Raw genomic sequence first — 13,873 nt, forward strand, 5'->3', positions numbered from 1 at the left:
GTAAAGTATCCTAATTAAGGGGTCGCAGTGCGCGCCGGTAGCCCGAGGATGTTGCGCGAGATCAATGATCGCGCGGCGATCGAGGCGTTGTTGCGGGGCGGGCCGTTGACCAGGGCGGAGCTCGAGGTCGTGATCGGGCTGTCGAAGCCGGCCACGGCGCAGCTGCTCACGCGGCTGGAGCAGGACAACGTGGTGGGCAAGGCCGGCGAGCGCGCGGGTGGTGGGCGCGGGCCGCGGGCGCAGCTGTGGGCCGTGAACGGCAGCCTGGCGCACGTCGCCGCTGTGGACCTCACGCCGCACGTGGCGGATTTCGTGATCGCGGACGTGGCGGGCACCGTGAGCGCCGAGTACCAGGTGGAGCTGCCGGTGCACGAGGGCGCCGATGTGATCGGCACGTTCGGCAAGGCGCTCAAGCACGTGACCAAAAAAGCGGGCCTGCGACTCGACGACCTGGCGAACGTGGTGATCGGCGCGCAGGGCGCGTTCGACCCGCGCACGGGGCTGCTCTCGTCCGCGCCGCACATTCCCGGCTGGCTCGGGTTCGACGTGCCGCAGAAGCTGAGTGAAGAGCTCGGCATCGCGGTGACCATCGAGAACGACGTGAACCTCGTGGCCGTCGAGGAGATGACGGTCGGCAACGCGCAGGACGTCGACGACTTCGTGATGGTGTGGCTCTCGGAAGGCGTCGGTGGCGCCGTGGTGATCGGGCGGCGGCTGTTGCGTGGCGCGACCGGCGGGGGCGGCGAGATCGACTGGATGCGAGTGCCCGATCCGGCCACTGTGGACACCGGCGACCGCTGGCCCGAGGCCGGCGCGCGGTTCGGCAACCTGGTCGACTCGCCGGCCATCGCGCGGCTCGCGCGGGCGCACGGTCTCCAAGCCGAGACCGGGCCCGAGGCCGTGAAGAACGCGAAAAGCCCGGAACACCAACCCTTCCTCGACGACCTCGCGCGCCGCGTGGCCGGCGGTCTGGCGAGCCTCGTCGCCGTCGCCGACCCGCAGCTCATCCTGCTCTCCGGCGAAACCAGCCGGGCCGGCGGCGAGGAATTCGCCGCGAGAGTCGGCCGAAAACTCCACGAACTGGTCCTGCCCCGCACCCCCGTGAAGCTCGCTTCGGTGCAGGGCAACGCCGTGCGCGCGGGTGCGTTGCAGTCCGCCCTCGCCACCGCCCGTGAAGACGTCTTCGGCGTCGTCACCCCCACGCTCCGCGGGCCGAGCCGGCCAGCGGGGGGAGCGCCACGCACGGCACTCCCGAGCGCCACCCCGTCCCCGACCGAGTAACCACCATGAGGAGGAGGGCCATGGCCCCCACGACCCGCATCCGGAGGATCGCGCGAAGGCGTGGCTCTCTGCTGCTGTCCGTCGCGGCCGCCGCGACGTTGCTGGCCACCGCGGCGTGCGGCGCGGCCGCGCCGAGCGGCTCGGGCGACGCCGCCGCGCCGCCGAACAAGGACGACAAGCTCACCCTCACGGTCTACAGCAAGTTCACCGACCGTGAGTACGGAGTGGTCACGGCCGCGCTGAACAAGTTGAAGGCCAAGTACCCCAACATCACCATCAACCACGAGGGCAACCAGGACGACGACAAGCTCACGCAGTCGATCCGCGGCGGCAACCCGCCCGACGTGGCGATCTCCTTCTACACCGACAACCTGGGCGCGTGGTGCTCCACCGGCAGCTTCCAGGACCTCAAGCCCTACCTGGACCGCGACAAGATCGACGTGAACCAGATCCCCCAGGCGGTGCGTGACTACACGTCGTACCAGGGCAAGCGCTGCGCCCTGCCGATGCTCGCCGACGTCTACGGCCTGTACTACAACAAGGACATGTTCGCGGCGCACGGCATCTCCGCGCCGCCGAAGACCACGACCGAGCTGTTCGAAGACGCGAAGAAGCTCACCGAGTTCAACGCCGACGGGTCCATCAAGACCATGGGCTTCATCCCGTCGATGCCGTTCTACGCCAACCAGGCGCAGTACTGGGCCCCGAACTTCGGCGCGCAGTTCATCGGCCCCGACGGCAAGTCCTCTTTGGAATCCAGCCCCGGCTGGAAGGCGATGTTCGAGTTCCAGAAGAAGCTCATCGACTTCTACGGCGGCCACGACAAGGTCGAGAAGTTCAAGGCCGGCCTCGGCGACGAGTACTCCGCCGACAACGGCTTCCAGAAGGGCAAGCTGGCCATGATGTACGACGGTGAGTTCCGCACCGCGTTCATCAAGGACCAGACCCCGACGCTGAACTACGCCACCGCGCCCGCGCCGGTGCTCGACAGCATGGCCGACCACTACGGCGCCGGGTTCGCCACCGGCACGATCATCGCGATCCCCAAGGGCGCCAAGAACCCCGGCGCCGCGTGGGAGCTGATCAAGCAGGTCGCGCTCGACACCGACACGCTCGTGGACATGGCCAACGGCCTCAAGAACGTGCCCAGCACCACGGCTTCGCTGTCCTCACCGAAGCTTGACGTGCCGCCGCAGTTCAAGACCTTCCTCGACATCTACGGCAGCGGCAAGCTGGTCGCCAACCCGTCGACGCCGATCGGTGACGCCTTCCTCAAGGCCGTGAACGACTTCGCCGAGAAGTGGCAGGCCGGTTCGGTGCCCGACCTCGACGCCGGCCTCAAGCAGGTCGACGCCCAGGTGAATGACGAGCTGGCGCAAAAAGGATCGGGCGGATGACTCTGTCTGATGGCGCCTCGGCGGTAAAAAGCACCTCGCCGCCGGTACTCTCCGAGCCGAAAACCCCGTCCGTGCCCGAAAAGGCGCGGGCGGGGTCCCGCCGGGCCAAGCGCCGTCGCACGGTGTTCTACTTCATGGCGCCGGCGACGCTGGGGTTCCTGATCTTCTTCGGGTACCCGCTCATCGCCACCGTGTACTACTCCTTCACCCGCTACGACCTGATCAACCCTCCACAGTGGATCGGGTTCGACAACTACGTGCGCATGTTCACCAGCGAGCCGCTGGTGAAAACCGCCGCGTACAACACGTTGTGGCTCGTGATCATCCTGACCATCTGCCGGGTGGCGTTCTCGCTCGGCGTCGCGTCGGTGATCTCACGGCTGAAGTCCGGCGTCGGCCTGGTGCGCACGCTGTGCTACCTGCCCACGCTCGCCCCGCCGGCCGCGGCGACGCTCGCGTTCGTGTTCGTGTTCAACCCGCAGTTCGGCCCGGTGAACCGGTTCCTGCACCTCATCGGCATCGACGGCGGCCTGTGGTTCAACAGCCCGGTGATGTCGAAGCCGTCGCTCACCCTGCTGGCGCTGTGGGGCTCGGGCGAGCTGATGATCATCATCCTGGCCGCGCTGCTCGACGTGCCGACCGAGCAGTACGAGGCGGCCGAGCTCGACGGCGCCGGCGCGGTCCGCAAGTTCTGGCACGTCACGCTGCCCACGATCTCGCCGGTGCTGCTGTTCGGCGTGGTCAACTCGATGATCTACGCGCTGCAGTTCTTCACCCAGGCCATCGTCGCGTCGTCCGCTTCGGCGGGGACCGCGGACGTGGCCGGCAACTCGAAACTCATCGGCGCGCCGGAGAACTCGACACTGACGTATCCGATCTGGTTGTACGTGCAGGGTTTCCGCTACTTCAACATGGGTTACGCGGCGGCGATGGCCGTGCTGCTGTTCATCGTTTCCGCGGCGTTCACCTGGGTGCTCGTGCGGCAGTTGCGTAAATCCCAGCATCAGGAGGAGGGGACATGAAGATACCCTTGCGCCAGCCTGTTCATGGCCCCGATCGGGTGCGGGTGTCCCGCATGGACGGAGTGGGGACATGACGACGATCTCGGCACCCGCCACGAAACCCGCGCCGGTCCCGCCCCGCGTGCAGTTCAATCGCCAGTGGGACAAGCGCCTCGGCTTCATCGCGACGCACGCCATCGGCATCGCGCTCGGCGTGATCTTCACCTTGCCGCTGCTGTTCGTGTTCCTCACCGCGGTGATGAAGAGCGACCAGGCGATGACGTCGAGCCTGTGGCCCACGGAATGGCACTTCGAGAACTTCGTCGAGGTGTTCAAGAAAGCGCCGCTGCTGGAGTACTTCGGCAACAGCCTGCTGTACTCGGCGCTGGCCACGGTCGGCGCGCTCGTGTCGGCCATCCCGGCGGCCTACGGGCTCGCGAAGCTGAAGTGGCGTGGGCAGAACCTGTTCTTCATGCTCACGGTGGCCGCGATGATGCTGCCGCCGCAGGTCACGGTCGTGCCGCTGTACGACCTGTGGGTGCGGATGGGCCTCACCGGCACGCTGGTGCCGCTGATCGTGCCGTACTTCTTCTTCGACGCGTTCTCGATCTTCCTGCTGCGGCAGTTCTTCCTCACCATTCCGAAGGACTACCTGGAAGCCGCGAAGATCGACGGCTGCAACGAGTTCCGGGCCATGACCCGGGTGCTGCTGCCGATGGCCCGGCCCGGGATCGCGGCCACCGCGATGTTCTGTTTCCTGTTCACCTGGAACGACTACTTCGGACCGCTGCTCTACACCGGTGAGAACCAGGAGCACTGGCCGCTTTCGCTGGCCATCGCCTCGTTCCGCGGCATGCACCACGTGGAGTGGAACCTCACGATGGCCGCCACGGCGCTGATCATGGCGCCGGTGATCGTGCTGTTCGTGTTCGCGCAGAAGTCGTTCGTCAAGGGCATCACGTTCACGGGAGTCAAGGGATGAAGCTGGCAGTCGTCGGTGGCGGGTCCACCTACACGCCGGAGCTGGTCGACGGCATCGCCGGGCGCAGGTCCACCTTGGACGTCGACGAGATCGTGCTGATCGACCCCGACGCCTACCGCGTGGGAACCGTCGGGGACTTCAGCCAGCGGCTGCTCGACCACGCGGGCCACCCGGCTCGCGTGCGCACCACCGCGAACCTCGAAGAAGGGGTCGAGGGCGCTTCGGCCGTGCTCATCCAGCTGCGGGTCGGCGGGCAGAAGGCGCGCGCGTCGGACGAGACGTTCCCGCACGCGTGCGGCTGTCTCGGCCAGGAGACCACGGGTGCGGGCGGCCTCGCGAAGGCCCTGCGCACGGTGCCGGTGGTGCTCGACATCGCCGAGCGCGTGCGCAAGGTCGCCGGCGACGACACGTGGATCGTGAACTTCACGAACCCCGTCGGCATCGTCACGCGGGCGCTGCTGCAGGAGGGCCACCGCGCGGTCGGGCTGTGCAACGTCGCGATCAACCTGCAGCGCAAGTTCGCGAAGCTGCTCGGTGCCTCGACCGGCGACGTGCGGCTCGTGCACACCGGGCTCAACCACCTGAGCTGGGAGCGCGGGGTGCTCGTCGACGGCGTCGACCGGCTGCCCGAGCTGCTGGAGAAGCACGCGGAGTTCCTGGGCGAAGAGGTGACCGCGCCCGTGGAGTGGATGCGCCGGATGAACGCCGTGCCGTCGTACTACCTGAAGTACTACTACTCGCACGACGCGCAGGTGGCCAAGCAGCTCACGGAACGCCCGCGCGCCGAGGTGGTGAGCGACGTCGAGGAGGAGCTGCTCAAGATCTACCTCGACCCGGAGCAGGTCACCAAGCCGGAGTCGCTGGAGAAGCGCGGCGGCGCGTACTACTCGGAAGCAGCGGTGCAGCTCGTGCACGCGCTCACGGCCGGCGGGCCGCCCGAGGAGCACGTGGTGAACGTGCGCAACGACGGCACGTTCTCCTTCCTGCCCGACGACGCCGTGATCGAGGTGTCCTCCACTGTGGACTCGAACGGCGCGCGCGCGATTCCGCAGCAGGCGGTGGAGCCGCGGTTCTCCGGGCTCATCGCCGCGGTGACCGCGTACGAGCACCTCGCTTTGGAGGCCGCGGTGAAGGGCGGGCGCGACCGCGTGGCCGACGCGCTGCTGGCCCACCCACTCATCGGCCAGTACTCCAAGGCCGACCAGCTGGCGGATTCCCTCGTGTCGATCAACCGCGATTTCCTGCCGTGGGCCCGCGGATGAGCGAAGCCGGGCCCGCGGTCATCGCGATCGACGGGGGGAACAGCAAGACCGAGGTGCTCGTGGTGTCGCGCGAGGGCGGCGTGCTCGCCGAATCGCGCGGCCCCGGCGCCTCGCCGCAGAACATCGGCGTGGACGGCTGTGTCGCGGCGCTGGAAGGGCTGGTGCTCGAAGCGCTGACGACCGCGGGAATGCCGACCACGCGGCCGTTCGGCGTGCACACGTCGGCCTACCTCGCCGGGCTCGACTTCCCGCGGGAGGAGGAGGCGCTGCACGCCGCGCTGTCCGCGCGCGGCTGGAGCTCGACCCTGCACGTGGGCAACGACGTGCTCGCGCTGCTGCGCGCCGGCAGCTCCGACGGCACGGGCGTGGCGGTGGTGTGCGGCGCCGGGATCAACGGCGCCGGCGTGGGCCCGGACGGGCGCGTGCGCCGGTTTCCCGCGCTGGGCAAGATCTCCGGCGACTGGGGCGGCGGCTACCGCCTCGGTGAGGAAGCGCTGTGGTGGGCCGTGCGCGCCGAAGACGGACGCGGTCCTTCGACGGCGTTGCTGGCCGCCGTGGCCGGGTTCTTCGGCACCGATTCGGTGTTCGACGTGGTGCAGGGCCTGCACTTCAAGGAGATCGACTCCGCCCGCATCCACGGCCTGTGCCCGCTGCTGTTCGCCGTCGCCGCCGCCGGCGACGAGGTCGCGCAGCAGGTCGTGACCCGGTTCGTGGAAGAGGTGAGCGTGTTCGCCGCGGTGATCCTGCGGAAGCTGGACCTCACCACGGCCGCACCCGAGGTGGTGCTCGGCGGGGGAGTGCTCACGGGGGTCGGCTCGGTGGTGATCTCCGAGATCGAGCGGCGCTGCCTGAAGGTGGCGCCGCGGGCGGTGGTGCGCGTGGTGGACGTGAACCCGGTCGTCGGCGCGGCCCTGTTCGGCCTCGACGAGCTGGGCGCCTCCCCCTCGGCGAAGGCCGCCCTCAAGGCCGCCACCCAACGCACCTGACCCCTCCCTCAAGCCACCCCCATGCGGCATTGGGTGCGTTCAAAGCAACCACTGTGGCGTTCGGTGCGCTCAACGCACCGAACGCCACAGTGGGGCGCTGGGGGCGCGGGTCTCAGCCCACGATGTTCTTGCCGGTCTCCAGCACGGACTTGAGGTCCGAGAGCACCCAGGCCCAGCCGCCGCCCGCGTTCTCGCCCGGGCCGGCGTCCACGTTCTCCATCGCCCCCGACACCAGCGCCGCGTGGCCGGGGGCGTTCGTCACGTCGTGGGTCACGGTCAATCTGGTGCCCGCGGTCTTGGTTTCCTCGATGTCGTAGGTGAGCGTGGTGTAGGGCTCGGCGACCAGGCTCGGGTCCATCAGCAGCTTCCACGTGATCACCAGCTTGCGCGGCGGGTCGGACTCCAGCACCTCGCCGTCGAGCAGGTCGCTGGTGAACCCGGCGTCGATGAACTCCTGCGTCGGCTTGGTGCGGTGCTTGCCGCCGGTCTTGAGGTCGAACTCGGCCAGCCCGGAGTACCCGTACTTCTGCGTCCACTCCGGCTTCGTGATGGCGTCCCAGATCTCCTGCGGCGTCGCCCTGATGTACACGCGGTTGACCTGCACGGTCTTGGTGTCGCTCATTTCGGTGGCTCCCTCTCCAGTTCGGACTTCAGCTCCAGCAGTGCCGACACGTGGCGCACGGTGTACTTGTCGATCCACCGGTCGTGGATCTCGCGGATCGGCACGGGGTTGAGAAAATGCCGCTTCTCCCGCCCCTCCTTGCGCGTGACGACCAACCCGGCTTCCTCGAGCAACTTCAGGTGCTTCATGACCCCGAACCGGGTCATGTCCACTTCGGACTCCAGCTCCGTCAGCGTCTGGCCGTCGTGTTCGAACAACCGATCCAGCAGGCCCCGGCGGGTCGGATCCGCCAGCGCCTTGAACACCAGATCGTCGTCGTGCACGAACCGAGAATAGGTGACCAAAAGGTCACATGTCAACCATGGCTGAATCAGGGACGTGCTGTTCGTGCTGATCAGCGAGTTCGGCTACCGGCGGGCGAGCGCCCGGTGACCCGCTTGAACGCCGCGCTGAACGCGCTCTCCGAGCCGTAACCCCAGCGCGCCGCCACGGACGCGACCGTCCGGCCCTCGGCCAAGTCGCGGGTTGCGCCCGAGATCCGCCGGTGCAGCAGGTAGTCCATCGGGGACAGGCCGACCAGGGCCTTGAACCGCGTCGCGAACACCGTCCGCGACAGGCCCGCTTCGGCCGCCAGCCGGGCCACCGTCCAGCCGAACGCGGGCCGCCGGTGGATCGCGGCCAGCGCGGCGCTGATGGCGGTGTCGCCGGCGCCGGTCAGCCACGCGGGGGGCGCGTCAGGGGCGAGGAGGCTGCGCAGCACGTGCAGGGAGAGGACCTGCGTGAGGTGCTCCCGCATCACGCCGCCGCCCGGGCGGGCGGCGGTTTCGAACGCGAGCAGCCGCAGCGTCGAGTTCAGGACCTCCGCGGTGTCGGGGTCGGTGATGCGCACCGACGATCCGAACTCCTCCAGCAGCACCGCCGCCGCGGGGTCGGCGAAGTCCAATGTGGCGCCGACGAGTGAGGTCTCGGCGCTCGACCCCACCGTCGCCGCCTGGCCGGTGAACAGCTTGCGGGCCTCGATCGGTGCGACGTCCGGGGTGCTGGCCGTGGTGTACGCGGCGTCGCGGCCGACCAGGTAGGTGTCGCCGGCCGACAGGGCGACCGGGGCGCCGTCCTCGGGCAGCAGCCAGCACGAGCCGGCCGTCACGGTGATCACCTTGGGGTGGGAGCCGCCGAACCGCACCGCCCACTCGCCGCCCGCGGTGAGCCGGGCCGGGAGCGCCGGGCGGACGTCGGCCATCGACAGGACGTCGGCGAGCGGATCCGGACGATCCAGCACGAGCTCCGAACGCTCACTCATGGTCGGCACCCTCCGCTCTGCCTAGCGTTGAAGGCACCGAAGAAGGGAACCTCCGTGAAGTACCAACAACTCGGCGCCACCGGAACTTTCGTGTCCAGGATCGCACTCGGCACCATGACGTTCGGCGGCTCGGGCACCGCGCCGTGGCACCTCATCGGCGGGCTGGACCTCAAGGCGGCCGACGAACTGGTCGGCATCGCCCTGGACCAGGGCGTGAACCTCATCGACACCGCCGACATGTACGCCGGCGGCGAGACCGAGGAGATCCTCGGCAAGGTCCTCAAGGGCCGCCGCCGCGATGTGGTGCTCGCCACCAAGGCGTACTCGCGCATGGGCGCCGGGCCGAACGAGGTCGGGCTCTCGCGCGTGCACCTGCGCCACGCGATCGACGACAGTCTCCGCCGCCTCGGCACCGACCACATCGACCTCTACCAGATCCACGCCCACGACCACCTCACGCCGATCGAGGAGACCCTCGCGGCCCTCGACGACGCCGTGCGCCAGGGCAAGATCAGCTACATCGGCACGTCCAACACCTTCGCCTGGCAGCTCGCCAGGGCCCTCGGCGTCGCCGACCTGCACGGGTACTCGCGGTTCGTGTCGCTGCAGGCGTACTACTCGCTCGTCGGCCGCGAACTCGAGCGCGAGCTGCTGCCGCTGGTCAACGAGGAGAAGCTCGGCCTGCTCGTGTACAGCCCGCTGGCCGGCGGCTTCCTCTCCGGCAAGTTCACCCGCGACAGCCAGGACGCCTCCGGCCGCCGCGCGAAGGCCGACAACCCGCCGCTCGACCGCGAGCGCGGTTACGACATCGTCGACGCCCTGCGCAAGGTCGCCGAGCGCCACGACGTCGGCGTCGCCCGCGTCGCATTGGCCTGGGTGCTGGCGCAGCGCGGCGTGACCAGCGCGATCATCGGCGCCAAGCGGCCCGACCAGCTGCACGAGAACCTGGCGGCCGCCGACCTGGAGCTGACCGGGCAGGACCTCGCCGAGCTCGACGCCGTCAGCGCGCTGCCGGTGGAATACCCGGCCTGGACGCTGAACGGCGCCTACCCGGCGCGCACGCCGCGCTGACGCAGCGCGCGCTGAAGCAGGGCGCTACAGCAGGGCGCCCAGCGGCAGGATCAACGCGATCGCCACCACCGAGACCACCGTCTCCATCACCGACCAGGTCTTCAGCGTCTGCCCGACCGACATGCCGAAGTACTCCTTGACCAGCCAGAACCCTGCGTCGTTCAGGTGCGAGAAGAACAGTGAACCCGCGCCGATGGCCAGCACGAGCAGGGCGTTGTGGGTCGGGTCGAGCGTGGCGGCCAGCGGCGCGACGATGCCGGCGGCGGACACGGTGGCGACGGTCGCGGATCCGGTCGCCAGGCGGATCGCCACGGCGACCAGCCAGCCGAGCAGCAGCGGCGACAGGTGGGCGCCGGTCGACAGGCTCGTGATCACGTCACCGACGCCGGCGTCGACCAGCGTCTGCTTGAACCCGCCGCCCGCGGCCACGATCAGCACGATGCCGGCGATCGGCGCCAGCGCGTCGCCGACGATCTTCGTCAGCTGAGCGCGGTCGAACCGCGCCGGACGGCCGAGCACGACCATGCCGACGAGCACCGCGACCAGTAGCGCCACCAGCGGGTCGCCGACGAAGTCGAGCACGCGGCGCACGGCGTTTTCCTTGCCCAGCAGGATGTCCGCGAGCGCCTTCGCGAGCATCAGCACCACGGGCAGCAGCACCGTGGACAGCGTCGCGGCGAAGCTCGGCCGGCGGTCGACGTCGGTGCTCTCCGACTCGGGCACGAGCCGGGCCGGCGGGGCGGCGTCGGGCACCAGCCGCGCGGCGACGCGGCCGAACAGTGGGCCGGCGACGATCACCGTCGGGATGCCGACGAGCAGGCCGAGCGCGAGCGTGATGCCCACGTTGGCGTTGAGCGCACCCGCCGCGGCCAGCGGGCCGGGGTGCGGCGGGATCAGCCCGTGGAGCACGGACAGGCCGGCGAGCGCCGGAATGCCCAGCAGCAGCACGGGTTTCCCGCTGCGCTTGGCGACCAGCAGCACCACCGGGATCAGCATCACGAGGCCGATCTCGAAGAACATCGGCAGCCCGATCAGCGCGGCCACCAGCGCCATCGCCCACGGCAGGCCCTTGCCGTGCACGCGGCCGAGGATCGTGTCCACGATGCGGTCCGCGCCACCGGAATCGGCCAGCAGCTTGCCGAGCATCGCGCCGAACGCGATCAGCAACCCGACCGAGGCGACCGTGCTGCCGACGCCGGATTCGAAGCTCTTCAGCAGCTTGTCCACGGGCATGCCGGCGACGATCCCGAGCACGCCCGAGCCGATCGTCAACGCCAGCAGCGGATGCAGCTTCAGGTTGCTGATCAGCAGCACGATCACGGCGATGGCGAGCACCGTCGCCAGGATCAGGCGGGTGTCGTGGCCGGTCCAGGCCGCGGCGGCGGAGAGGGTGGTCATGCTCGCTCCTGGAACGCGTGAAGCGCCGCTTCGACGAGCGCGGCGGGGGGTTCGGTGATCTCGACGACGCGGCCCGGCTCGTCCGGCTGCAGCGGTTCGAGGTCCGCGAGCTGGGAATCGAGCAGGGTCACGGGCATGAAGTGGCCTTTGCGGGCCTGCATCCGCTCGGCGAGCAGCGCGCGGTCGCCGTGCAGGTGCAGGAACCAGACGTCGCCGCCGGCTCTCAGCTCGTCGCGGTAGCGGCGTTTCAGCGCGGACGACGACACGACCCCGCCGGTTTCCTCGTGCTGCGCGATCCACCGCGCGATCGCCTGCAGCCAGGGCTCGCGGTCCTCGTCGGTCAGCGCGTGGCCGGCGGTCATCTTGTCGATGTTGGCCTGCGGGTGGAAGGCGTCGGCCTCGGCGTAGACCACGCCAAGGCGTTCGGCCAGCGCCTCGCCGACCGTCGTCTTGCCCGAGCCGGACACGCCCATCACGACGATGATGGTCATCGCGCACCTCCTTGTGTGGCCTTGTACGGCTTGTGCCCAACCTGAGCGTCCGGAAGAGTCAAACTCTTATGTACTACTTATTCAAGAAAAAGTAGTACTTAATCGAATCAGAGCGCTAGATTGGCCGGATGGGGAGTGACCGGCACGAGGAAGTGCTCGACGCGCTCGGCGCGGCGATCGCCAACGGCGAGCTGGCGCCGGGCTCCGTGCTGCGCTCCGATGAGCTGCAGGACCGCTTCGGCGCCTCCCGCACGGTGGCCCGCGAGGTCGTGCGCGCGCTGGAGACGATGGGGCTCACCACGAGCCGCCGCCGCGTCGGCGTGATCGTGCGTGAACCGGCCGGCTGGAACCACTACGACCCGCGCCTGATCCGCTGGCAGCTCGACGGTCCCGGTCGCCCCGCGGCGCTGCGGACGCTCACCGAGCTGCGCTCGGGCGTCGAGCCCTCGGCCGCGCGGTTCGCCGCGCTGCGCGCCACGCCGGAAGACCGCGGCCGCCTGCGCGCGCTGGGCCACCGGCTGGCGGAAACGGCCCGCGCGCGTGACCTCACCACCTTCCTCGGCCACGACATCGCGTTCCACGACCTGCTGCTCACGGCGTCGGGAAACCCGATGTTCGCGCAGCTGTCCTCGGTGGTCGCCGAGGTGCTCGCCGGACGCACCTCCCACGGCCTGATGCCCGAGGAGCCGCAGCCCGAAGCGGTCGCGCTGCACCTGGAAGTGGCCGCCGCCGTGGACGCCGGCGACGCGGATCGCGCCGAGCGCGCGATGCGCGACATCGTGGACCAGGCACGGGACGAAATCGCCGCCGCGGTGTCGAGTAACCTCGGCGAGCACTGACTTCGCCGGGCCTCGCCCCGGCGGCATCGAAACCACGTACCCGGGGGGCTACTGGTGAGCGCGGCGCGCGCGATCGGCTTGATGCTGGGCCTGGCGGCCGACGGGGTTCTCGGCAACCCCCGGCACCGCCCGCCCGTCACGGCGTTCCGCCGCCTGGTGGCGCCGAGCGCCGCCGGAACCGGTGCACTCGCCGGGCACGGCGCGGAATCCGTCGCCGGGTCGCGTGAAGTGAACCGTGGTGCCGTTGGTGCGCCTGGGGAATCCGCGCGACCGAGCACCGGCGATTCCGGCACGGAAGCCGCTTTCGCGCTGGCCACCGCGGCCCGGGCCGGCGGTGCGCCGGCCGGAGAACCCGCGGCCGGGCTGCAGGTCACGGGCAGCGTCGGCGGCGGATCGGCCGCCGCGTGGCAGGCGGCGGTGGGCGGACGCGGTGCGCCGGCCGTGGTCACGATGTCGGCACGCACGGCCGCGAAGGGGATCGGGCTCGCCGGGGCCGTGGTCGTGGTGGGCCTGCTCGCCGAGCGCGCGGGTCGCGGGCGTCCGCTGGTGCAGGCCGTGACCACCGCCGTCACGACCTGGGCCGTGGTCGGTGCCGCGGGCCTCGCGACGCAGGGCACCGAGCTCGCGCGCGACCTCGAAGAAGGCCGCCTCGAACCGGCCCGCGCCACACTGTCCGAATTGGACCCCCGCGTCGCCGACGGGCTCGGCATGATCGCGCTTTCCCGGGCGGCGGTGGAAACCCTGGCCGAGAACACGTCCGAAGTGGTCGTCGCGCCGTTGCTGTGGGGCGCGCTGGCCGGAGTGCCGGGCCTGGTCGCGTCGCGCACCATCAGCGTGCTCGCGCGCGGCTCCGCGGGCCACTGGTTCGTGGCGCGCCTCGACGAGCTCGTGCACCTCGTGCCGACGCGCATCGCGGCCGCGCTCACGGTGCTGGCCGCGCCGGTCGTCGGCGGCTCGGCCGGCGGCGCGTGGCGGGCCTGGCGCCGCGACACGATCGCGCACCCGAGCCCCAACGCGGGCCGCGTGGAAGCCGCGTTCGCCGGCGCGCTCGAGATCCGCGTCGGCGGCCGCACGGTCTACCCGCATGGCGTCGTCGAGCTGCCGGTTTTGGGCGTGGGGCGCAACCCGGACGCCGGGCACGTCACGCGTGCGGTGGAGCTGTCGCGGGTCGTCGGCTGGCTGGCGGGCGCGACGTCGGTCACGGCGGCGGTGCTCCTCGGCGCCCGGCGCCGGCGGAAGTAGC

The 13,873-nt window shown here is 70.2% G+C and carries 14 protein-coding genes; 9 read left to right on the plus strand and 5 right to left on the minus strand.

The genetic code is table 11. The features are described from left to right. The first annotated feature begins 48 nt into the window (after nucleotides 1–48). From VSH64_RS43305 to VSH64_RS43330, 6 genes are all read left to right on the plus strand, one after another. Nucleotides 49–1,281 carry an ROK family transcriptional regulator gene (locus VSH64_RS43305; protein WP_326838202.1) on the plus strand — a complete coding sequence of 411 codons (1,233 nt, stop codon included), beginning with the start codon at nucleotides 49–51 and terminating at the stop codon, nucleotides 1,279–1,281. A 20-nt stretch (nucleotides 1,282–1,301) separates the two neighbouring features. Then, complete coding sequence (locus tag VSH64_RS43310) at nucleotides 1,302–2,678, plus strand: extracellular solute-binding protein (protein ID WP_326568518.1); 1,377 nt, start codon at nucleotides 1,302–1,304, stop codon at nucleotides 2,676–2,678. A gap of 134 nt (nucleotides 2,679–2,812) precedes the next feature. Then, nucleotides 2,813–3,700 (plus strand): carbohydrate ABC transporter permease, encoded by an 888-nt coding sequence (locus VSH64_RS43315; RefSeq protein ID WP_407655714.1) that lies wholly within the window; start codon nucleotides 2,813–2,815, stop codon nucleotides 3,698–3,700. Between the two features lie 70 nt (nucleotides 3,701–3,770). After that, nucleotides 3,771–4,661, plus strand: a complete 891-nt coding sequence (locus VSH64_RS43320; protein WP_326568520.1) for a carbohydrate ABC transporter permease — start codon at nucleotides 3,771–3,773, stop codon at nucleotides 4,659–4,661. Further along, nucleotides 4,658–5,923, plus strand: a complete 1,266-nt coding sequence (locus VSH64_RS43325) for a 6-phospho-beta-glucosidase (protein ID WP_326568521.1) — start codon at nucleotides 4,658–4,660, stop codon at nucleotides 5,921–5,923. Before VSH64_RS43320 ends, VSH64_RS43325 begins: the two co-directional genes overlap by 4 nt. After that, nucleotides 5,920–6,909 (plus strand): N-acetylglucosamine kinase, encoded by a 990-nt coding sequence (locus VSH64_RS43330; protein WP_326568522.1) that lies wholly within the window; start codon nucleotides 5,920–5,922, stop codon nucleotides 6,907–6,909. Before VSH64_RS43325 ends, VSH64_RS43330 begins: the two co-directional genes overlap by 4 nt. Nucleotides 6,910–7,021: 112 nt before the next feature. On the opposite strand, the gene VSH64_RS43335 is transcribed toward VSH64_RS43330, so the two are convergent. From VSH64_RS43335 to VSH64_RS43345, 3 genes are all read right to left on the minus strand, one after another. Then, nucleotides 7,022–7,531: an SRPBCC domain-containing protein gene (locus tag VSH64_RS43335; RefSeq protein WP_326568523.1), complete on the minus strand. Its 510-nt coding sequence runs from the start codon at nucleotides 7,529–7,531 to the stop codon at nucleotides 7,022–7,024. Continuing rightward, nucleotides 7,528–7,854 (minus strand): ArsR/SmtB family transcription factor, encoded by a 327-nt coding sequence (locus VSH64_RS43340; protein WP_326568524.1) that lies wholly within the window; start codon nucleotides 7,852–7,854, stop codon nucleotides 7,528–7,530. Before VSH64_RS43340 ends, VSH64_RS43335 begins: the two co-directional genes overlap by 4 nt. A gap of 71 nt (nucleotides 7,855–7,925) precedes the next feature. Next, complete coding sequence (locus VSH64_RS43345) at nucleotides 7,926–8,831, minus strand: AraC family transcriptional regulator (protein WP_326568525.1); 906 nt, start codon at nucleotides 8,829–8,831, stop codon at nucleotides 7,926–7,928. Nucleotides 8,832–8,921: 90 nt separating this feature from the next. On the opposite strand from VSH64_RS43345, the gene VSH64_RS43350 reads away from it, so the two are divergent. Further along, nucleotides 8,922–9,902 (plus strand): aldo/keto reductase, encoded by a 981-nt coding sequence (locus VSH64_RS43350; protein ID WP_326568526.1) that lies wholly within the window; start codon nucleotides 8,922–8,924, stop codon nucleotides 9,900–9,902. A 24-nt stretch (nucleotides 9,903–9,926) separates the two neighbouring features. On the opposite strand, the gene VSH64_RS43355 is transcribed toward VSH64_RS43350, so the two are convergent. Together VSH64_RS43355 and VSH64_RS43360 are read right to left on the minus strand one after the other, a co-directional pair. Further along, nucleotides 9,927–11,300 carry a GntT/GntP/DsdX family permease gene (locus tag VSH64_RS43355; RefSeq protein ID WP_326568527.1) on the minus strand — a complete coding sequence of 458 codons (1,374 nt, stop codon included), beginning with the start codon at nucleotides 11,298–11,300 and terminating at the stop codon, nucleotides 9,927–9,929. Further along, nucleotides 11,297–11,791, minus strand: a complete 495-nt coding sequence (locus VSH64_RS43360; RefSeq protein WP_326568528.1) for a gluconokinase — start codon at nucleotides 11,789–11,791, stop codon at nucleotides 11,297–11,299. The genes VSH64_RS43355 and VSH64_RS43360 overlap by 4 nt, the downstream gene beginning before the upstream one ends. A 128-nt stretch (nucleotides 11,792–11,919) precedes the next feature. On the opposite strand from VSH64_RS43360, the gene VSH64_RS43365 reads away from it, so the two are divergent. Together VSH64_RS43365 and VSH64_RS43370 are read left to right on the plus strand one after the other, a co-directional pair. Further along, entirely contained in the window at nucleotides 11,920–12,630 is a 711-nt protein-coding gene (locus VSH64_RS43365; protein ID WP_326568529.1) for a FadR/GntR family transcriptional regulator, read from the plus strand. A gap of 363 nt (nucleotides 12,631–12,993) precedes the next feature. Next, the gene (locus VSH64_RS43370; protein ID WP_456062112.1) at nucleotides 12,994–13,872 is read left to right on the plus strand and encodes a cobalamin biosynthesis protein CobD/CbiB; all 879 of its coding nucleotides are present in this window, start codon (nucleotides 12,994–12,996) and stop codon (nucleotides 13,870–13,872) included. Nucleotide 13,873 lies beyond the last annotated feature (1 nt).

It is taken from the genome of Amycolatopsis rhabdoformis (assembly GCF_035918295.1).
Classification (GTDB): Bacteria; Actinomycetota; Actinomycetes; order Mycobacteriales; family Pseudonocardiaceae; genus Amycolatopsis; species Amycolatopsis rhabdoformis.